The organism is Brevundimonas sp. TSRC1-1 (assembly GCF_049898245.1).
Taxonomy (GTDB): Bacteria; Pseudomonadota; Alphaproteobacteria; order Caulobacterales; family Caulobacteraceae; genus Brevundimonas; species Brevundimonas mediterranea_A.
In genome coordinates this window covers 469,210-488,416 of the sequence record NZ_JAFCXI010000002.1, presented here as the reverse complement: position 1 = coordinate 488,416, position 19,207 = coordinate 469,210, and the positions used below count along the sequence as shown (strand labels likewise).

The 19,207-nt window shown below is 67.3% G+C and carries 16 protein-coding genes; 8 read left to right on the top strand and 8 right to left on the bottom strand.

Annotated features, from left to right (window positions below; genetic code table 11):
- Nucleotides 1-88: 88 nt before the first annotated feature.
- Nucleotides 89-1,000 (top strand): isopenicillin N synthase family dioxygenase, encoded by a 912-nt coding sequence (locus ACP7CK_RS08360; protein WP_426025902.1) that lies wholly within the window; start codon nt 89-91, stop codon nt 998-1,000.
- A gap of 11 nt (nt 1,001-1,011) precedes the next feature.
- On the opposite strand, the gene ACP7CK_RS08355 is transcribed toward ACP7CK_RS08360, so the two are convergent.
- From ACP7CK_RS08355 to ACP7CK_RS08330, 6 genes are all read right to left on the bottom strand, one after another.
- Nucleotides 1,012-2,952 carry a pilus assembly protein TadG-related protein gene (locus ACP7CK_RS08355; RefSeq protein ID WP_426025709.1) on the bottom strand — a complete coding sequence of 647 codons (1,941 nt, stop codon included), beginning with the start codon at nt 2,950-2,952 and terminating at the stop codon, nt 1,012-1,014.
- Between the two features lie 102 nt (nt 2,953-3,054).
- On the bottom strand, nt 3,055-4,959 hold the full coding sequence (locus ACP7CK_RS08350; protein ID WP_426025708.1) for a M2 family metallopeptidase: 1,905 nt from the start codon (nt 4,957-4,959) through the stop codon (nt 3,055-3,057).
- 100 nt (nt 4,960-5,059) lie between these two features.
- Entirely contained in the window at nt 5,060-5,755 is a 696-nt protein-coding gene (mtgA, locus tag ACP7CK_RS08345) for a monofunctional biosynthetic peptidoglycan transglycosylase (protein ID WP_426025707.1), read from the bottom strand.
- Complete coding sequence (locus tag ACP7CK_RS08340; protein ID WP_426025706.1) at nt 5,755-6,720, bottom strand: WD40 repeat domain-containing protein; 966 nt, start codon at nt 6,718-6,720, stop codon at nt 5,755-5,757. Before ACP7CK_RS08340 ends, mtgA begins: the two co-directional genes overlap by 1 nt.
- Nucleotides 6,721-6,799: 79 nt before the next feature.
- A complete protein-coding gene (locus ACP7CK_RS08335; protein ID WP_426025705.1) occupies nt 6,800-7,738 on the bottom strand; it encodes a pirin family protein in 939 nt (312 codons plus the stop codon).
- 55 nt (nt 7,739-7,793) lie between these two features.
- Complete coding sequence (locus tag ACP7CK_RS08330; RefSeq protein WP_008259105.1) at nt 7,794-8,282, bottom strand: Lrp/AsnC family transcriptional regulator; 489 nt, start codon at nt 8,280-8,282, stop codon at nt 7,794-7,796.
- Nucleotides 8,283-8,431: 149 nt separating this feature from the next.
- Between ACP7CK_RS08330 and ACP7CK_RS08325 the strand changes: the two genes are divergently transcribed.
- From ACP7CK_RS08325 to lpdA, 5 genes are read left to right on the top strand one after another with little or no spacing between them, the layout of a single operon-like run.
- Nucleotides 8,432-9,679 carry a thiamine pyrophosphate-dependent enzyme gene (locus ACP7CK_RS08325; protein ID WP_292149598.1) on the top strand — a complete coding sequence of 416 codons (1,248 nt, stop codon included), beginning with the start codon at nt 8,432-8,434 and terminating at the stop codon, nt 9,677-9,679.
- A 2-nt stretch (nt 9,680-9,681) separates the two neighbouring features.
- Nucleotides 9,682-10,806 (top strand): alpha-ketoacid dehydrogenase subunit beta, encoded by a 1,125-nt coding sequence (locus ACP7CK_RS08320; RefSeq protein WP_426025704.1) that lies wholly within the window; start codon nt 9,682-9,684, stop codon nt 10,804-10,806.
- A 1-nt stretch (nt 10,807) separates the two neighbouring features.
- Nucleotides 10,808-12,499 carry a 2-oxo acid dehydrogenase subunit E2 gene (locus tag ACP7CK_RS08315; RefSeq protein ID WP_426025703.1) on the top strand — a complete coding sequence of 564 codons (1,692 nt, stop codon included), beginning with the start codon at nt 10,808-10,810 and terminating at the stop codon, nt 12,497-12,499.
- Nucleotides 12,500-12,504: 5 nt separating this feature from the next.
- Nucleotides 12,505-12,954 (top strand): hypothetical protein, encoded by a 450-nt coding sequence (locus ACP7CK_RS08310; RefSeq protein WP_426025702.1) that lies wholly within the window; start codon nt 12,505-12,507, stop codon nt 12,952-12,954.
- On the top strand, nt 12,951-14,348 hold the full coding sequence (gene lpdA / locus ACP7CK_RS08305) for a dihydrolipoyl dehydrogenase (protein ID WP_426025701.1): 1,398 nt from the start codon (nt 12,951-12,953) through the stop codon (nt 14,346-14,348). Before ACP7CK_RS08310 ends, lpdA begins: the two co-directional genes overlap by 4 nt.
- A 3-nt stretch (nt 14,349-14,351) precedes the next feature.
- Here lpdA and ACP7CK_RS08300 read toward each other — a convergent pair whose 3' ends face one another.
- Both ACP7CK_RS08300 and ACP7CK_RS08295 read right to left on the bottom strand, forming a co-directional pair.
- Entirely contained in the window at nt 14,352-15,149 is a 798-nt protein-coding gene (locus ACP7CK_RS08300; protein ID WP_426025700.1) for an SDR family NAD(P)-dependent oxidoreductase, read from the bottom strand.
- 31 nt (nt 15,150-15,180) lie between these two features.
- Nucleotides 15,181-15,651 (bottom strand): Rrf2 family transcriptional regulator, encoded by a 471-nt coding sequence (locus ACP7CK_RS08295; RefSeq protein ID WP_426025699.1) that lies wholly within the window; start codon nt 15,649-15,651, stop codon nt 15,181-15,183.
- 168 nt (nt 15,652-15,819) lie between these two features.
- Between ACP7CK_RS08295 and ACP7CK_RS08290 the strand changes: the two genes are divergently transcribed.
- Together ACP7CK_RS08290 and ACP7CK_RS08285 are read left to right on the top strand one after the other, a co-directional pair.
- Complete coding sequence (locus ACP7CK_RS08290; RefSeq protein WP_035308235.1) at nt 15,820-17,796, top strand: potassium transporter Kup; 1,977 nt, start codon at nt 15,820-15,822, stop codon at nt 17,794-17,796.
- A 65-nt stretch (nt 17,797-17,861) separates the two neighbouring features.
- Nucleotides 17,862-19,199 carry an RsmB/NOP family class I SAM-dependent RNA methyltransferase gene (locus ACP7CK_RS08285; RefSeq protein WP_426025698.1) on the top strand — a complete coding sequence of 446 codons (1,338 nt, stop codon included), beginning with the start codon at nt 17,862-17,864 and terminating at the stop codon, nt 19,197-19,199.
- The last annotated feature ends 8 nt before the right edge of the window (nt 19,200-19,207 follow it).

The window sequence follows — 19,207 nt, the reverse complement described above, 5'->3', positions numbered from 1 at the left end:
TCTTTAGACCGAGGACGACGCCCCCGTGAGTTCGAGCCCCAACGAAACCGCCCCTGCCGTCACCGTGCGCGCCGTCACGCCCGTGTCGATGAAGCGATATGACGTTGACTTCCAGGGGTTCAGCGACGCTCTGGGCGCCTCGTTCGTGGAGTATGGGTTCGCGGTGGTGGCCGACCATGCGCTGGATGACGCCCGGATCGCCGCAGCTCTTGCCGACGCCAAAACCTTCTTCGCCCTGCCCGAGGCGGTGAAGCGCCAGTATCACCAACCGGGAACAGGCGGCGCGCGCGGCCTGACCCCGTTCGGCGTGGAAGCGGCCAAAGGGGCCGCGTCCGTCGATCTGAAAGAGTTCTGGCATGTCGGGCGCGAGCTGCCGGAGGGCCACCCCTATCGTCGTTTCATGCGCGATAATGTCTGGCCGGTGGAGACGCCCGGATTCAAGGCTAATGTTTATGGCCTGTACGAGGAGCTTGACGCCCTGGGGCGCAAGATCCTGAAGGCTATCGCCCGTTATCTGGACCTCGGCGACGCCTATTTCGAGGACAAGGTCGAGATGGGCAACAGCGTGCTCCGCCTGCTGCACTATCCGCCCGTGCCGGCTGATGCGCCGGGGGTGCGCGCCGGCGCCCATGAGGACATCAATGTCATCACCCTGCTGCTGGGCGCCGAGGAGGCGGGGCTGCAGCTGAAGGAGAAGGACGGCAGCTGGCTGGACATCGCGCCGCCGCCGGGGGCCCTGGTGATCAATATCGGCGACATGCTGCAACGGCTGACCAACCACGTCCTGCCGTCGACGACGCACCGGGTGGTCAATCCTGCGCCGGAGCGGCGTGGCTTCGCCCGCTATTCGACGCCCTTCTTCCTGCACTTCAATCCGGACTTCCCGATCGAGACCCTGCCCAGCACCATCACGCCGGACAATCCCGATCGCTATGCGGGCAAGACCATCCTGGCCGAGGACTATCTGACCGAGCGTCTGCGCGAAATCCGCCTGCTGTGAGGCCCATGGGCCTAGCGGGAGATGCGCAGGCGGGTGATGTCGCGGCCGATATCCCGGAAGGCGTCGGACAGGTCGGTGGAGCTCGACGCTTGGAAGGCGCGGTCCGGATTGGTGGCGCATCGCGCCATCAGCTCGCCGGCGGAATCGATTGGACCGGTCATGTTCCGGGCTGCGCCGATGTCGAATCCGACCGTATAGACGATGACGCCGGCGGCCTTCATGTTTTCGCAGAGCCGATAGGCTTGGTCGAAAGACGAGCCGTTCGTGGCGGGCTGGTTGATGTGAGTGTCGGCCCCGCCGCTGCCGTTGCCCGCGTCGGAGGCGATGACGCCTCGGAAATAGGGGGTGTTGAACTCCCCGTCGGTCATCAAAACCACAGCCTTCAAGGTCTTGCTCGAATCGTAGGCGGCCGGTGCGCCGAGGCCTGACCACAGGCCGAAGTTCGGCGAAACCAGATACCAGCCCCAAGCCAGACCGATATGGCCCGCCGTGGAGCCCACCGCAGTCATTCCGTCGACCGCGTCGGTCAGTGTCTTTTTGACGTTGGTGAGAGGAACGATCTGGGATGCGGGGCAGGCGTTGCCGCCAGAGGCGTAACTTCGTCCGACCCAGGCGGAGGCGGAAGGGGCCGCATCGGTGTAGGCCTGCGAGCCGGCTCGTTCGGAAACGCAGGGCGTGCCGGGAAAGCGCGTCCAGGCCCCGGTCGCGTTGACGAAATCCCGGTCCGAACAGCCATCGACGCCGCAGATCAGCTGTCCGCCGGACGTATAGGCGGCCCCCCCCTTGGCCGTGTTCGCCAAATTAGCCTGAGAGGCGTCAAGCGCCAAGGTCGCCGTGGTTGGGGTGACGCTGGCGACCCGGAAACCGATATTGTTCAACTGACTGAGGCCGCCCATATTGCCGAGAACGGCGGCGTCGCCTTCGGACGACAGACCGTGGCGAGCCAGGGTGATGACGATGTTGCAGTCCGTTCGTGCGCATTTGGCGACATAGGCCTGGCCCGAGAAGGCGGAGTAATAGCGGCTGTCCTCGCCGACGAGGCTGAAGGTGTTGGTTGTCACACTGCCCACCGTTAGCGCGACGCCGTTCAGGGGGGCCATGGTTTCCGCGCTCCAGATCGTCACGATGTCGCCGGTCTTGAAGCCGTGTTTCGACGCGGTGACGACGGCCGTATAGGCGCGGGATATGCTCGTGATCGTCTTGACCGAGCCCGTCAGCCAGGTCGCTGCGGTAATGGACTGGGTGTTGGAGTCGAGCGGTCCCCGCGCCCGGCTAGCATAGGTGTCGCCCACATTGACGCCCATGGAGTAGGGCGCCAGGGCCACCTTGGAATAGAAGGGCGACTGGTTCGTCTGAACGACGATGTCGATCAACTCCTTGGCCGCTGACTTCAGATTGTCGATCTTTCGGCCGCTTGAGCAGCTGTCGGCGCAATCGTTCATCGAGCCGGTGATGTCGAGGACCAGGGCCACCTCCACGTCGCGCGAGGAGCGATTGACTTCCGAGCGCACCGAGATGGGCAGAGTATCGTCCAGGAGCTGGCCATAGGGCGGCAGGACGATGTTGGCGACCAGGGTCTTCACCCGCCCCTGGGCCGTAGCGATGACGACGCTCTTGTCGTTCATGGCGACCTCGACGTCGGCGTCATTGATCGGCTCGACCTCCGTGCCCTGAATGTTGCCGTGCAGGGTCGCCAGGGCGACGCTCTTCAGACCCGCTGGAGTCGTTTCGGAGGAGCGTGCGGCGGCCAGGGTCGCGGCGTCCAGTGCGTCCTGAAACTGCGATCTCGCGGTCGTGATCCTGTGAAGATCAACGCCGCCGAGCGCGAGCATGACGATGACCGGCAGGCTGAGGCCGAAGATCATCGCCACATTGCCGCGCCGGTCGTCGCGCAGGCGCGAGACGAGTTTGCGAAGGCGGCCGACCGCCCGATGGATCGTTTGAGAGGCCAAGTTCGTCGCTTCCCTGCCGGGCGCACCCCGCCCGCATGACGACAGAATGCCGTCATGCGGTTAAGGGAAGGCTGAAGCGTCAGGGTTAACGACGCATAAGGCTCAAGCCTCTGACCAGCCGCAGTCGTGGCCACGATTCTGGACGGTCAGCCATTGGTTCAGAGGCGCGAAATAGTCAGCGACGGCCGAGGCGTCGTTGGCGGTCTCGCCGGTGAAGGCCTGCATGGCCTCGGGCCAGGGCTTGGACTGGCCCATCTCCAGCATGGCGTTGAAACGGGCGCCGACCGCCTCGTTTCCATAGACCGAGCAACGGTGCAGCGGCCCGGTCCAGCCGGCCTGTTTGCAGGCCGCGCGCTGGAACTGGAACTGGTAGATGTGGGCCAGGAAATAGCGGGTGTAGGGGGTGTTGCCCGGCACGTGATATTTTGCGCCCGGGTCGAAGGCGTTGGTCGGACGCGGCCCCGGCGGAACCAGACCCTGGTATTTCAACATGTCGGCGGTCCAGGCGGCGTTGTACTGATCCGGCGAGGTCTCGCCCGAGAAGACGCCCCAGCGCCACCGGTCGACCATCAGGCCGAAGGGCAGGAAGGCGATCTTGTCCAAGGCCATCTTCAGCAGGAAGGGAATGTCCTCCTCCGCCCCCGGCGTCGTCTTCAGCAGGCCGATCTGGTTCAGATAGGTGGGGGTCAGGGCTGACAGGCCGACGAAGTCGCCGATGGCCTCGTGGAAGCCGTCATTGGCCCCGTTGCGGAACAGCATCGGCTGGTTCTTGTAAGCGCGCTGGTAGTAGTTGTGACCCAGCTCGTGGTGGACGGTGTAGAAGTCGTCGCCGTTGACGTTGGTGCACATCTTGATGCGGATGTCGTCGGCGTTGTCCAGGTCCCAGGCCGAGGCGTGGCAGACGACCTCGCGGTCGCGGGGGCGCACGATCTGGCTGCGTTCCCAGAAGGTCTGGGGCAGGGGGTCGAGGCCCAGGGAGACGTAGAAGCCCTCGCCCGTCTTCACCATCTTCACGGGGTCGTAGTCGGCGGTCTTCAGCAGTTCGGTCAGGTCGTAGCTGGAGGCGGCGCCGCTGGTCGGGGCCACGACGTCATAGATATTGCCCCACTGCTGCGACCACATGTTTCCCAGCAGATCGGCGCGGATCGGGCCGTGGTCGGGCTGGACGGCGTCGCCGTATTTGGCGTTCAGCCGGGCGCGGACATAGCAGTGCAGGTTCTCGTAGAAGGGTTTGACCTGGGCCCACAGGCGGTCGGTCTCTTTGGCGAAATCGTCGGCGGGCATGTCGTAGCCGGAGCGCCACAGGGCGCCGGTGTCAGCGAAGCCCAGTTCGCGCGCGCCCTCGTTGGCGATCTCGACCATGCGGGCGTAGTCGTTCTTCATCACCGGCGAGATGGTGCGCCAGCCTTCGTACAGGGCCTTGGTCTCGTTCGGGTCGCGGCTGTCGGCCAGGATCAGCGAGGCCTCGTCCAGGGTGATCGGCTGACCCTTGAAGTCGAACTTGCCGGTGGAATAGGTCGAGTCCAGCCGGGTGGTGATCTGCGACAGTTCCTCGGCCGCGCCGGGGCGGTTGGGGGCGGGCAGGACGATGCCGAGCCGCAGCAGGTTCAGCTTGCGGCGGACGACGGGGTCCACCGCGACATCATTGAACCTGGCCGCCTGGTTGGCGAACTGGACCTGAAGCTCGGTCGCCTCGGCGTTGACCTTGGACTCCAGCCACATGGTGTCGAAGGTGATGTTGGTGGCGCGCGCCCACTGCACCCGGGCGGCGTATTCGCCGAAGGTCAGCATCTTGGCCTCGGCGTCGGCGACGAACTGGGTCGCGCCCTCGACGGTCGTCGGATAGTCGGCGCGCAGGCCGGTGGCGGTCACCGGGGCGGGGGTGAAGGTCTGGGCGCCGCCGTCGGCCTGAAGGGGCCGGGCCTCGCCCGAGGTCGTGGTGGCGGCGCAGCCGGCGGTGAAGGCGAGGGCGCAGACCGCGACGGCGGTCATCATCTGACGCTTCATGATGGGATCTCCTGAACAGCGGGCGCAGGAGAGGTCAGGCCTGATCCGCCGTCAAGCGGAGCGGTTCAGCGGAGATTATTCTGGGCTATCGGCCGTCGGCCTATTTGAGCCGGACGCAGGCGTTCAGACCCTCGTTGCGGACCGTCCCCATGGCGGCCTGGATGCGTGAGGCGCGCCGGCGGACATAGGGGCCGGGCGAGGCGGCCTTGTAGCGACGCGGGGCGGGCAGGATGGCGGCGAGGCGGGCGGCCTCGCGGGGGGTCAGGTCGGCGGCGTCCTTGCCGAACCAGTGCTGAGCGGCGGCCTGGGCGCCATAGACGCCCGGCGCCCATTCGACCACGTTCAGATAGACTTCCATGATCCGGCGCTTGGACCAGACGGTTTCGATCAGGACGGTGTAGCCGGCCTCCAGCCCCTTGCGGATCCAGTCGCGGCCGGGCCACAGGAAGACGTTCTTGGCCGTCTGCTGGCTGATGGTCGAGCCGCCGCGGATGCGGCCGCCCTCGGCGTTGTGATCCAGCGCCTTCTGGATCGCCTCGATGTCGAAGCCGTGGTGGCTGCAGAAACGGGCGTCCTCGGCGGCGATGGCGGCGTTGACCAGATTGGGCGAGATATCGTTCAGACCGCGCCATTGATAGTCCAGACCCTCGCCGCGCACGGCCTGGCGCAGCATCAATATGGTCGGGGCGGGCGGCAGGAGGGCGACGATCAAGACGCCGCCGATCGGCAGCAGGGCCAGGACCGCCAGGGCGATCAGGGCCGCCCGCAACCAACCCTTTTTCCGCCCGCGCGCCATTAGAGGATCAGGACCCCTGCGGCGCCGTCCTCGTCGGCCCAGGCGACCTTGTCGGCGGCGGGGCTGAGGGACAGGGCGACGATGGAGGGACCCTTCTCGGCCTTGAGGAAGTTCAGACCATGAGAGGCCGGATGGGCGACCCAGACCCGGCCGTCGGTCAGGCCGGCGGCCAGCAGGCCGTGCTCGGTCCGGGCCGAGACCAGATTGACCAGGGTCGTGTCGTCATAGCCGATCTCGGTCGCCTCGCGTCCCATGGGCCCGTTCGAGCCGATGAAGGGCCATAGCACCGCGCCCTGGGCGCCCGAGGTAGCCAGCAGCTGGCCGCCGGCGAGGAAGGCCAGCGAGCGGACCTTGGACGGATAGCCGCCCATCCGCAGGTTCTTGGCGTCCTTCAGCCGCCAGCCGTGCAGCTGGCTGTCCTGCATGGTGGTGACCACGAAGGCCCCGTCGGGTGAAAAGGCCACGGCGGTGTGCGAGCCGGCCCAGGCCAGTTTGACCGGCTGCTGCTTCTCGATCCGGGCGTACCAGAGGGCGGCGCCGCCGTAGGTCGAGGTGGCGATGCGCCGGCCCTTGGGATCGAAGGCGACGCCGGAGACGGTGCGTTCGTGCTGGAAGTCGCGGCGGAAGCCGGCGTCCTTCGGATCGATCACCGACAGGGTGCGCCCCCAGGAGAAGGCGACCAGGCCGGAGGCGGCCGAGGCGTCGATGGAGTCGATCCACTGGTTCTTTGCGGTGGCCAGGACCATGGCGTCCTCGCCGCGGCGGCTCCAGACCACCTGGCCGTCGTCGCCGCCGGTGACGACGCCCTCGCCGGTCGGATGGACGGCGGCGCAGAGCACGGCGCCGTCATGAGCCTGGACCGTCGCGCCATCCTCGAACCGGACAGAGCCGTCGCCAAGGGCGAAGACGGCGCCGGCGTTGTCGAACAGGGCGGCGGTGACCTGGGCGTCGAAATCGGAGTTCATGCGGGGACGCGTTAGCGGGTTGCGGCAGCGGGGGCAAATGGGGGCTTCTTCTCCTTCCCCTTTATGGGGAGGGAGAAGATTATACCGGATCTGTGGGCTTGGGCTCGACCGGCGCCGGCGCGGCCTGGGCCTTGGCGGGTTCGTCCGGGAGGGGGATGAACTCCAGATCGTCCTCGCTGGGCAGGGCCATCCGGCCGGCTTTCCAGTCGGCCTTGGCCTGGTCGATGCGGGCCTGGCTGGAGGCGACGAAATTCCACCAGATCAGGCGTTCGCCGACCGGCTCGCCGCCCAGGACCATGACGGTGGATTGGACCAGGGCCTTGATGGTCGGCTCGGCCGTCGGTTCCAGCACGATCATCTGGCCTTCGTGGAAGGTGCGGTCGCCGACCTCGATGGACCCCTTGGCCACATAGAGGGCGCGCTCGCTCATGCCGCCGGCGCCCTTGCCGGGAGGCGGCGCGGTGCGGACGCCGGGCTGAAGCTCCCAGTGCACATAGAAGAGGGGTGAGGACACCGGGACGGCCGCCTTGGCGCCATAGGCTTCGCCCGCCACCAGACGGGCAAACAGACCGCCGTTTTCGTAGGCGGGCTGGGCGTCCTCATCCAGGTGATGGAAGGCGGGATCGATCTCCTCGGCCTCGTCGGGCAAGGCGACCCAGGCCTGCATCCCGTGCATCGGCCCGCCCTGGCTGCGCTTCAGCGGATCTGTGCGCTCGGAATGAACGATGCCCTTGCCGGCCGTCATCCAGTTCACCTCGCCGGGGCGGATGACCTGATTATAGCCGAGGTTGTCATGGTGCATGATCTCACCCTCGAACAGATAGGTGAGGGTCGACAGGCCGATGTGCGGGTGCGGCCGCACATCGATGGCGTCCGAGCCCGGCGCGAACTCGGCCGGCCCCATCTGGTCCAGGAAGATGAAGGGCCCGACCATCCGGCGCGAATGGAAGGGCAGGACGCGGCCGACCTCGAACCCGCCCAGGTCCTTGCGGCGCGCGTCGATCACCAGTTCGATCATGTTCGGCATCCCCTCGGCGGACCAGGGCCTCAGTGGAAAGGTCCGCCGAACGGCCTTATCCGACGTGAGGGGTCACTATGCCAAGAGGCAGGGCGGTCACATTCTTCACGCCGCGCGTGACGATATGGCTCTCGCAGTCGGAGACGATGCCCAGGGCCAGCAGCTTCTCGCGCAGGAACTTGTCGAAGGCGTGCATGTCCGAGGTGATGATGCGCAGCACATAGTCCTCGCGCCCCGTGATGGTGGCGCACTGGACCACTTCCGGCCATTTGGCGACGGCGCCTTCGAAGATGTCGAGATTCTCGGCCGACGGCAGCATCAGTTTGACGATGGCGTAAACCTCGAAGTCGAGACCCAGAAGCTTGGCGTTCAGCAGGGTGACCCGCTTGGTGATCAGGCCGGAATCCTCCAGCCGCTTGATCCGACGCCAGCAGGGCGAGGCCGACAGACCGACGCGATCCGCGACTTCCGCGACCGACAGACCGGCGTCTTGTTGCAGGATATCCAGGATCCGAGCGTCGATGGGATCGAGTTCGTCCGCCAATGCGTTTCTCCGATTATCGTTATGGCGAAATAAAATACCCTAAATCGGGATTTCGCAAGGTCAAATTGAGCGAGCACCTGCTTAGGCGCCGTGTTATCAAACGTCCAGAGGAAACACGGACGGACCCCCGAACGGACATGGACGCCCGCATGAACGACAAATTGAGCCAAAAGAACAGCCGCCCGCTGTCGCTGCGCGTGCCCGAGCCTTCGGGCCGGCCGGGCGACGCGCCTGACTTCAGTCATCTGTTGATGGACGCCCCCGGCGCCGTCGAACGGCCCGAGGTGGGCACGACGCCTTACGAGATGCGCGACCTTGCGTTCCGGTTGATCCGGGTGCTGGACGACGAAGGCCAGGCCGTCGGTCCGTGGAATCCGCGTCTGGATCCGGACACCCTGCGTCGCGGACTGAAGGCCATGATCCTGACCCGCGCCTTCGACGACCGGATGCACCGCGCCCACCGCCAGGGCAAGACCAGCTTCTACATGAAATGCACCGGCGAGGAGGCCATCGCGGTCGCGCAAGGCATGCTGCTGAGCCGCGAGGACATGGGTTTTCCGACCTATCGCCAGCAGGGGCTGCTGATCGCGCGCGGCTATCCGCTGGTCGAGATGATGAACCAGATTTATTCCAATGCTGCGGACCCGATCAAAGGGCGTCAGCTGCCGATCATGTATTCGGCCAAGGACTACGGCTTCTTCACCATCAGCGGCAATCTGGGCACCCAGGTGCCCCAGGCGGTCGGCTGGGCCATGGCCAGCGCCTACAAGGGCGACGACAAGATCGCCATCAGCTGGATCGGCGACGGCGCCACGGCCGAGGGCGATTTTCATAACGCCCTGACCTTCGCCTCCGTCTATCGCGCGCCGGTCATCCTGAACATCGTCAACAACCAGTGGGCCATCAGCTCCTTCCAGGGCATCGCCGGCGGGCTGGAGACCACCTTCGCCTCCAAGGCCATCGGCTATGGCCTGCCGGCCCTGCGGGTGGACGGCAACGACTTCCTGGCGGTCTGGGCGGCGACCCAGTGGGCCGAAGAGCGCGCCCGGTCGAACCAGGGGGCGACGGTGATCGAACTGTTCACCTATCGCGGCGCCCCGCACTCGACCTCGGATGATCCCAGCCGCTACCGCCCCGGCGACGAGCACGAGAAATGGCCGCTGGGCGATCCGCTGGAGCGGCTGCGCCAGCACCTGACCGTCATCGGCGAGTGGGATGACGAGCGCCACGCCACGGCCCTGCGCGAGGCGGTCGAACAGGTCCGCGCCGCCGGCAAGGAGTCCGAGGCCATCGGCACCCTGGGCCAGTCGCGCCCCAGCGTGAAGACGATGTTCGAAGAGGTCTATGCGACCGAAGACTGGCGGCTGATCGAACAGCGCCGCGAGGTGGGGGTCTGACCATGAGCGCGCAAACCACCTTCACCGACGCCGATCGCAACGACGGCGTCGAGCCGGACATGGTCGACCAGAACGCCGCACCCGCCTCGGAAGCGACGGGATCCGGCGTACAGCCGATGAACATGATCCAGGCCCTGAACTCGGCCATCGACGTCAAGATGAGCGAGGACGCCAACGTCCTGTCGTTCGGCGAGGACGCGGGCTATTTCGGCGGGGTCTTCCGCGTCACCGACAAGCTGCAGCAGAAGCACGGCCTGACGCGCAGCTTCGACGCCCCGATCAGCGAATGCGGCATCGTCGCCACCGCCATCGGCATGGGCGCCTATGGCCTGCGCCCGGTCGTCGAGATCCAGTTCGCCGACTACATCTATCCGGCCTACGACCAGATCGTCTCGGAAGCGGCCAAGATGCGCTATCGGTCGGGCGGCCAGTTCACCAGCCCGATTACGATCCGCAGCCCCTACGGCGGCGGCATCTTCGGCGGCCAGACCCACAGCCAGAGCCCCGAAAGCCTGTTCACCCATATTGCGGGTCTGAAGGTCGTCATTCCGTCCAACCCCTATGACGCCAAAGGCCTGTTGATCGCCGCCATCGAGGACGACGATCCGGTCGTCTTCTTCGAGCCGAAACGCCTGTACAACGGCCCGTTCGATGGCTGGCACGAGAAGCCGGTCTCGCCTTGGAAGGCGCAGGAGCTGGCCCAGGTGCCGACCGGCAAATATGTCGAGCCGATCGGCAAGGCGCGCGTGATGCGCGAAGGGAACGACGTCACCATCCTGGCTTACGGCACCATGGTCTGGGTCGCCCTGGCCGGCGCCGAGCATGCGGGCGTGGACGCCGAGGTTATCGACCTGCGCTCGCTCGTGCCGCTGGACATCGAGACCATCGAGGCCAGCGTGAAGAAGACCGGTCGCTGCGTCATCGTGCACGAGGCGCCCAAGACCTCGGGCTTCGGCGGCGAGCTTTCGGCCCTGGTCCAGGAGCGCTGCTTCTATCACCTGGAGGCGCCCATCGCCCGGGTCACCGGCTGGGACACGCCCTATCCCCATGCTTTCGAATGGGAATATTTCCCCGGGCCGCAACGGGTCGCAGACGCCTTGAAGAGCGTCATGACCGGAGGACGCTGATATGGGTCGTTTCGTCTTCAAACTGCCCGACGTGGGGGAAGGCACCGCCGAGGCCGAGCTGGTCGGCTGGCACGTCAAGGTCGGCGACACGGTCGCCGAGGATCAGATCGTCGCCGACGTCATGACGGACAAGGCCACCGTGGAGATCACCGCCCCGGTGTCCGGCAAGGTCATCGCCCTGCACGGCGAGCCCGGCGCCATGGTGCCGGTGCGTGGGCCGCTGGTGGAGTTCGAGGTCGAGGGGGCGGGGAATGCGGATGAGGCGACGCCCCCCTCCCCGGCTTCGCCGGTGCTCCTCCCAAGGGGGGGAGATCGCGCAGCATCCAAATCTCCCTCCTTGGGGGAGGTGGCGCCGAAGGCGACGGAGGGGGCTGACGCCGCACCCACCGGCAACTACGTCTTCAAACTGCCCGACGTCGGCGAAGGCACGGCCGAGGCCGAGCTGGTCGGCTGGCACGTCAAGGTCGGGGATGCGGTCGAGGAAGACCAGATCATCGCCGACATCATGACCGACAAGGCGACGGTGGAGATCACCTCGCCCATCGCCGGAACCGTGGTCGCCCTGTACGGCGATGCGGGCAAGTCGGTGCCGGTCGGCGGGCCGCTGGTGGCGTTCGATGTGGCGGGCGCCGGCAATGTTCAAACCTCCGTTCAGGCCCCCTCCGTCGCCTCCGGCGACACCTCCCCCAGGGGGGGAGGATCGGCGCCGACGCTCGCACAAAAATCTCCCCCTCCTGGGGGGAGCACCCGCGCAGCGGGGGAGGGGGGCAAGTCCGTCGCCCCCGCCCTGACCGGCCGCGCGCCCGGCGAACGCCCGTCCGCCTCGCCCGCCGTGCGCAACCGCGCGCGCGATCTGGGCGTGGATCTGGCCTTCGTGCCTGGCACCGGCCCGGCCGGGCGGATCACGCACGAGGACCTGGACGGCTTCATCGCGCGTGGCGGCCAGGTTCCTGCGTCCGCGCCTTCGGCCGGCAGCTCGACCTTCGCCCGCGCCGAAGGAGCCACCGAGGTCCGCATCATCGGCCTGCGCCGCAAGATCGCGGAGAAGATGGCCGACAGCGTGCGCCGCATCCCTCACATCACCTATGTGGAGGAGATCGACGTCACGGCGCTGGAGGAGCTTCGCGCGCACCTGAATGCGACCAAGGCGAAGGACCAGCCCAAGCTGAACCTGCTGCCCTTCATCGCCCGCGCCATCGTGGTGGCTCTGCGCGACCAGCCGCAGATCAACGCCCATTACGATGACGAGGCGGGCGTCCTGACCCAGCACGCCCCGGTCCATCTGGGCATCGCGGCCCAGACGCCGAACGGCCTGATGGTGCCGGTGGTTCGTCACGCCGAGGCGCGAGATCCTTACGATACGGCGCTGGAAATCGCCCGCGTCTCGGGTGCGGCAAAGGACGGGACGGCCAAGCGCGAGGAGCTGTCGGGCTCAACCATCACCATCACCTCGCTGGGCACGCTGGGCGGGGTGGTCCACACCCCGATCATCAACCGCCCCGAGGTCGCCATCGTCGGTCCCAACAAGATCGCCGAACGGGTCGTCGTCCGAGACGGCCAGATGGTCGTGCGTAAGATGATGAACCTGTCGTCGTCGTTCGATCACCGCATCGTGGACGGGCATGACGCGGCGGTGTTCGTCCAGCGGATCAAGGGACTGCTGGAACACCCCGCGACGCTGTGGATGGGGTGAGGGTGATGCGGGCGCTGTCGGCGGTGATCGCGGCGGGCTTTCTGGCGTACATCGCCGGGCCTGCCGCTGCGTGCTCGCCGCCGCCTCCTCCGAACTGGCATGGCTGGTTGAACGACCCTTCCGTAGCGATATCCTTGGCGCGGGTAGAGCGGGTGGAGATGCTGCCGCCTGATAACAGCGGCGGGGTGATCATCGTCCCAGGCACGGCTCACATCGTGACGCTGGAAGTGATCCAAGGCGCGCCCACAGTGAATGTCGCTCAGGTCAGCGGCGCGATGGAGGTCCGGCAGTCGCTGACGCCCGGCGTGGCGCCACTCTGCCTCAACTACCTCAACCACAAGGAGGGCGACCTCGTCATGATGGTTCAAACAGCGCCTTCTAATGGCCCCCTGGTCTATCACCGGGGCTGGGCAACCCTTCCGCAGTTGACGCCGTATTTTGAGAAATACCAGTGACCCAGACCCTCAAGACCAAAGTCCTCATCATCGGCGCGGGCACCGGCGGCTATGTCGCCGGCATCCGGTGCGGCCAGCTAGGCCTCGACACCGTGCTGGTGGACGGCGGCGACGGCCTGGGCGGGACCTGCCTGAACGTCGGCTGTATTCCGTCCAAGGCCATCATCCATGCGGCGGGCAAGTTCGAGACCGTGGCCAAGGCGGCCGGCGGCGGGACGCTGGGCATCACGGCGGCGGCGCCCGCCATCGACCTGAAACAGACGGTCGAATGGAAGGACGGCATCGTCCGCAAGCTGAACGCCGGGGTTGCGGCCCTGCTGAAGAAGGCCAAGGTCAAGGTCATCAAGGGCTGGGCGAAGTTCGAGGACGCCAAGACCTGTGTGGTGAAAACCGAAGACGGCGAGATCCGCATCACCGCCGAACACGTCATCCTGGCGACGGGATCGGAGCCGGTCGAACTGCCTTTCCTGCCGTTTGGCGGCGATGTCATCTCCTCGACCGAGGCGCTGAGCCTGTCGGAGGTCCCCAAGAAGCTGGTCGTGGTCGGCGGCGGCTATATCGGGCTGGAACTGGGCATCGCCTTCAGGAAGCTGGGCGCCGAGGTGGCCATCGTCGAAATGGCCGAGCGCATCCTGCCCCTCTATGACAAGGCCCTGACCGATCCGGTCGCGAAGTGGCTGGAGAAGCACGGCGTCGAACTGCACCTGGGCGCGCGCGCCGGCGGGTTCGGGAACGGCAAGCTGAACGTCACGACCAAGGACGGCGAACCCCTGCAACTGGACGCCGACAAGGTGCTGGTGACGGTCGGCCGTCGGCCGCGCACCCAGGGCTGGGGCCTGGAGAATATGGGCGTGACCATGGCCGGGCCGTTCGTGAAGATCGACCAGCGCTGCGCCACCTCGATGAAGAATGTCTGGGCCGTTGGCGATCTGACCGGCGAACCCATGCTGGCCCACAAGGGCTCGGCCCAGGGCGAGGTGGTCGCGGAAATCATCGCGGGTCATGACCGCGTGTTCGATCCCGTCACCATCGCCGCCGTCTGTTTCACCGAGCCGGAGATCGTTTCGGCCGGCCTGGGTCCGAGCGATGTCGCGGGCCGCGACGACGTGATCCAGTCGGTCTTCCCCTTCGCCGCCATCGGCCGCGCCCTGGCCATCGAGGCCGGCGAGGACGGCGGGTTCGTGCGGGTGATCGCGTCCAAGGCCGATCACCGCATCCTGGGCCTCCAGGCGGTGGGTCAGCACGTTTCGGAACTGTCCAACAGCTTCGCCCAGATGCTGGAGATGGGGGCGGTGCTGGAAGACGTGGCGGGGACCATCCACGTCCACCCGACCCTGGGCGAGGCCTTCCACGAGGCGTCCCTGCGCGCCCTGGGGCACGCGATCCACATCTGACGGCTAAAGCCGGTCCAGCCGCCTGGCGTGGTTCGCCACCATGCGCAGCGCCAGGCCGTCGGGCAGGAAGCGGGCCAGGCCGGCCATCAGATTGTTCATGACGCCGGGGGTCACGCTGGGCCGGTTCGCCTCGCAGGCGTCGTAGCCGATGCGGGCGACACGGTCGGCGTCCATCCACATCCAGGCCGGATAGGCGCTGGACACCTGGTCGCGCGAGCCGTTGACGTCGTGAAACTCGGTCAAGGTGTAGCCGGGGTTCAGCACCGTGACGTGGACTCCGGTTCCCAAGGTTTCCAGATACAGGCCCTGGGACGCCTTGATCAGGAAGCTCTTTATGGGTCCGTACAGGGTGTCGCCGCCGGTCGCGGGCATCTGGCCGGCCAGGGAGGCGACGTTCAGCACCCGGCCGAAGCGTCGCTCGACCATGCCGGGCAACAACAGGCGCGACAGCTCGACCGGCCCCGTCAGCATGACCTGAATCATGGCGCGGTGGGCGGCTAGGTCGGTGTCGAGAAAGCCCGTCACGCGGCTGAAACCCGCATTATTGACCAGGCCGTCGACGGTCAGGCCGCGCGCCGTGACGGCGACGATCAGACGTTCGGGCGCCGCTGGGTCCGACAGGTCTTGGGGAAGGACGGTCGCGACGACGCCATGGGCGGCGGACAGGGCCTCGGCCAGGGTCACGAGCGGTCCTTCTCGCCGGGCGGTCAGGATCAGGTCCCAGCCCTCGGCGGCGTAGGTGCGGGCCAGGGCCGCGCCGATGCCGGCGGAGGCGCCCGTGATCAGCACCGTCCGCTTCATGCGTCGATCCGGCGCCGCCCAGGTCCCATGCTCACGCCGCGACGGGGCAGGAGGCGTGGGGCGTATAGGCGGCCAGGGAGACGGGGTTCTCGTCCAGCAGGTCGGCGATGGTGATCTTGGACAGGGCCTCGGTCGCGGCCTCGTCGGCGGCGGTCAGGGCCTTGGCGACCTGGCGGGGAATATGTTCGCTGATCGGGCAGCCCTTGGCCCCAGCGGGGGGCGAACCGATGTGGGCGCAGCCGTTCACCGCCTTCAGCACCTCGTCCAGTCGGATGTCTTCCGGTTGGCGCAGCAGCCAGGATCCGCCGGTGGCGCCGGGACGGGTGGCGATCAGTCCCGCCTTGGCCAGCAGCGCCGTCACGCGCCGCACCACGACAGGATTGGTCGGGACGGACGCCGCCAGCAAGGCGCTGGGCGCCGCCTGGGCAGGCGAAAAAGCGCCCTTGTGGGCCATATAGGCCAAGGCGTGGGCGGCGACGGGGAAGCGCTGGCTGTCTGACATGGTTGTGTTCCTGTAAGGAAAATAGGCGCTCCTGGACCGAATCACAAATCCTTGTGGTGCAAGGGGAAACCGAATCCCCGCGCCCACGATTGAAGCGGGCGCGGAATGGGCCTAAAGGCTCGCCGCTTTGAAGGGCTCGACCTGTCGTCGGAGACCCGGAGGATACGCATGGCCGGGGATACTCCCCACGACGCGGGCGCTCTCCCCGCCGCGTCGAACACGCCGGACAAACCCACCCACGCCACGGGACCCGAGTCCCACGCTCCAGGGGGCCAGATCGCCAAGCACGGCGGCTTCTGGGCCCTGACCCTGGGCGCGATCGGCGTGGTGTTCGGCGACATCGGCACCAGCCCGCTTTACGCCCTGCGTGAAGCCATCGCCCACGCCCAGTCGGGCGTCGGCGGCGACCTGGCCGTGATCGGCGTCGTCTCCCTGGCCTTCTGGGCCCTGATGGTGGTGGTGACGTTCAAATACGTCTTCTTCCTGATGCGCGCCGACAACAAGGGCGAAGGCGGCACCCTGTCGCTGATGGCCCTGGCCCAGTTCGCGGTCGGCCGGCGCAGCGCCTGGATCTTCATCCTGGGCGTCTGCGGCGCGGCCCTCTTCTATGGCGACGGCATCATCACGCCCGCCATTTCGGTTCTGTCGGCCGTCGAGGGCCTGCAGGACGCGCCGGGCCTGTCGGGCAAGCTCGATCCGTTCATCGTGCCGATCTCGGCCGGAATCCTGATCGCCCTGTTCATGGCCCAGTCGCGCGGCACCGCCAGCCTGGCCAAATATTTCGGCCCGATCACCGCCGTCTGGTTCCTGTGCCTGGGCGGGCTGGGCCTGTACCACATCTTCGACGACGTCAGCGTGCTGCGCGCCCTGTCGCCCCACTATGGCGTCATGCTGTTGTTGAAGGACGGTTTCCTGGGCTTCATCATCCTGGGCAGTGTCTTCCTGGCCGTGACCGGCGCGGAGGCCCTGTATGCGGACATGGGCCATTTCGGAAAGGCGCCGATCCGCATGGGCTGGCTGGCCTTCGTCCTGCCCTGCCTGACCCTGAACTATCTGGGCCAGGGCGCCCTGATTCTCGACAATCCCGGCTCGGCCGAAAACCCGTTCTGGAACATGGTGCCCGAGTTCGCCTACTGGCCGATGCTGATCCTGGCCACGGCCGCCACCGTCATCGCCTCCCAGGCCGTGATCACCGGCGCCTTCTCGGTCACCCAACAGGCTGTCCAGTTGGGCCTTCTGCCGCGCATCGACATCCGCAACACCTCCGAAACCCAGGCCGGCCAGATCTTCGTGCCGGCGGTCAACAGCTTCCTGATGATCGGGGTGCTGGTCTTGCTGGTCGTGTTCCAGAGCTCGCACAATCTGACCGCCGCCTATGGCGTGGCCGTCACGGGGACCATGCTGGTCAATACGCTGATGGCCTATTCGGTGATCCGCAAGGGCTGGAAATGGCCGATGTGGGCGGTGGCCGGGACCCTGGTTCCGTTCGCCTTCATCGACAGCGTCTTCCTGACCTCCAACCTGCTGAAGATCCCGGACGGCGCCTGGATGCCGTTGGTCCTGGGCGCCTGCCTGGTCCTGATCATGTGGACCTGGGTGCGCGGCACCCAGATCCTGACGGCCAAGACCCGCAAGGACAGCCTGCCGCTGAACGACCTGATCGAGATGCTTCAGGCCCGACCGCCGCACCGCGCGCCTGGCACCGCGATCTTCCTGACCAGCGATCCCGACGTGGCGCCGGTCGCCCTAATGCACAATCTCAAGCACAACAAGGTGTTGCACGAGAAGAACGTCATCCTGACCGTGCGCACCTCCGAACGGCCGCGCGTCAAGGAAGCCGACCGGGTGCGGATGGAGCCGATCAACGACGACTTCAAGAAGCTGACCATCACCTATGGCTTCATGGAGACGCCGAACGTGCCCCGCGCCCTGGGTCTGTGCCGCAAACAGGGACTGAAGTTCGACATCATGTCGACCAGCTTCTTCCTGGGCCGCCGTTCGCTGATCCCGTCGGCGCGCCAGGGCATGCCCCTGTGGCAGGACCGGCTGTTCATCTTCCTGATGCGCAACGCCGCCAACCCGACCGACTTCTTCCATATCCCGCCCGGCCGTGTGGTCGAGCTGGGCGCGCAGGTGGCCGTATGAGTTCCGAAGGACGCGGTTCTGAAGGACGGGGCGGCGGTCACAGCTCACAGGCGCGCGGTCGCCGCATGGCGACCAAGGGCCGGCCGCGCCCGGCGCCGGTCGAGGTGGCGCAAGCTCCGTCGCAGGACGACATCGGCGTCGAGGCCCGCGTCGTCGCCGGTATTCTGCTGAACGCGGCGCTGGAGAAGCGCAACGGGCTGGACGAGGCCCTGTCCCAACCCGCCGCCCGCGCGCTGGAGCCCGTCGATCGCGCCTTCGCCCGCGCCGTGGCCATGGCCGCCCTGCGCCGCCTGGGCGAGATCGACCAGATCCTGGACCGCCGCCTGCAGAAGTCGCCGCCCGAGGCCGTCCGCACCCTGATGCGCATCGCCCTGGCCCAGACCCTGGTGCTGGAGACCCCCGCCTTCGCCGCCGTCTCCACGGCCGTGAAACTGGCCGAGCGCGATCCCAAGACCCGGCCCTACAAGAATCTGGTCAACGCCGTGCTGCGCGGCGTCGGCCGCGACGGCCCCGGCCTGACCACGGCCGAGAGCAATCTGCCCGACTGGATCGCCGCCCGCTGGAAGGCGACCTATGGCGAGGCCGCCCTGACCGGCCTGGCCCTGGCCGCCCGCGAGGAGCCGGCGACGGATCTCAGCCTCAAGCCCGGCGTCGATCCCGCCGCCGTGGCCGCCGCCGTCGAGGGCGAGGCGCTTGAGGGTGGAACCGTGCGCACCGGCCGTCGCGGCGACGTGGCGACCTGGCCCGGTTTCGACGACGGCGACTGGTGGGTCCAGGACGCCGCCGCCGCCGTTCCCGGCCGTCTGCTGGACGTCAAGCCCGGCGAGACCGCCCTGGACATGTGCGCCGCCCCCGGCGGCAAGACCCTGCAACTGGCCGCCGCCGGCGCCTCGGTCGTGGCCCTGGACCGCTCGGCCCCGCGCCTGAAACGCCTGACCCAGAACCTTGATCGCACCGGCCTGACCGCCGAGGTGATCGCCGTTCCCGCCGAGGACTGGGAGGACGACCGCACCTTCGACGCCGTGCTTCTGGACGCCCCCTGCACGGCGACGGGCACCTTCCGCCGCAACCCCGAAGTCCTGCGCGCCACCAAGCCGGCCGAGGTCGCCAAACTGGCCGATGTCCAGCACCGCCTGCTCGACGCCGCCGCCGAACGGGTCAAGCCGGGCGGCCGTCTGGTCTATTGCACCTGTTCGCTGGAGCGCGAGGAGGGCGAGACCCAGGTCATCGCCTTCCTGCGCCGCAACCCCGGTTTCCGCACCGTCGCGGCGGACCCTGCGGCCCTGGGCGCCCCGCCCGAGGCCCTGACGCCCGAAGGCTGGCTGCGCATCCTGCCGTCCATGTGGGCCGAACACGGCGGTCTGGACGGCTTCTTCGCCGCCCGGCTGGAACGGGTTTCCTGAGCGGGAGC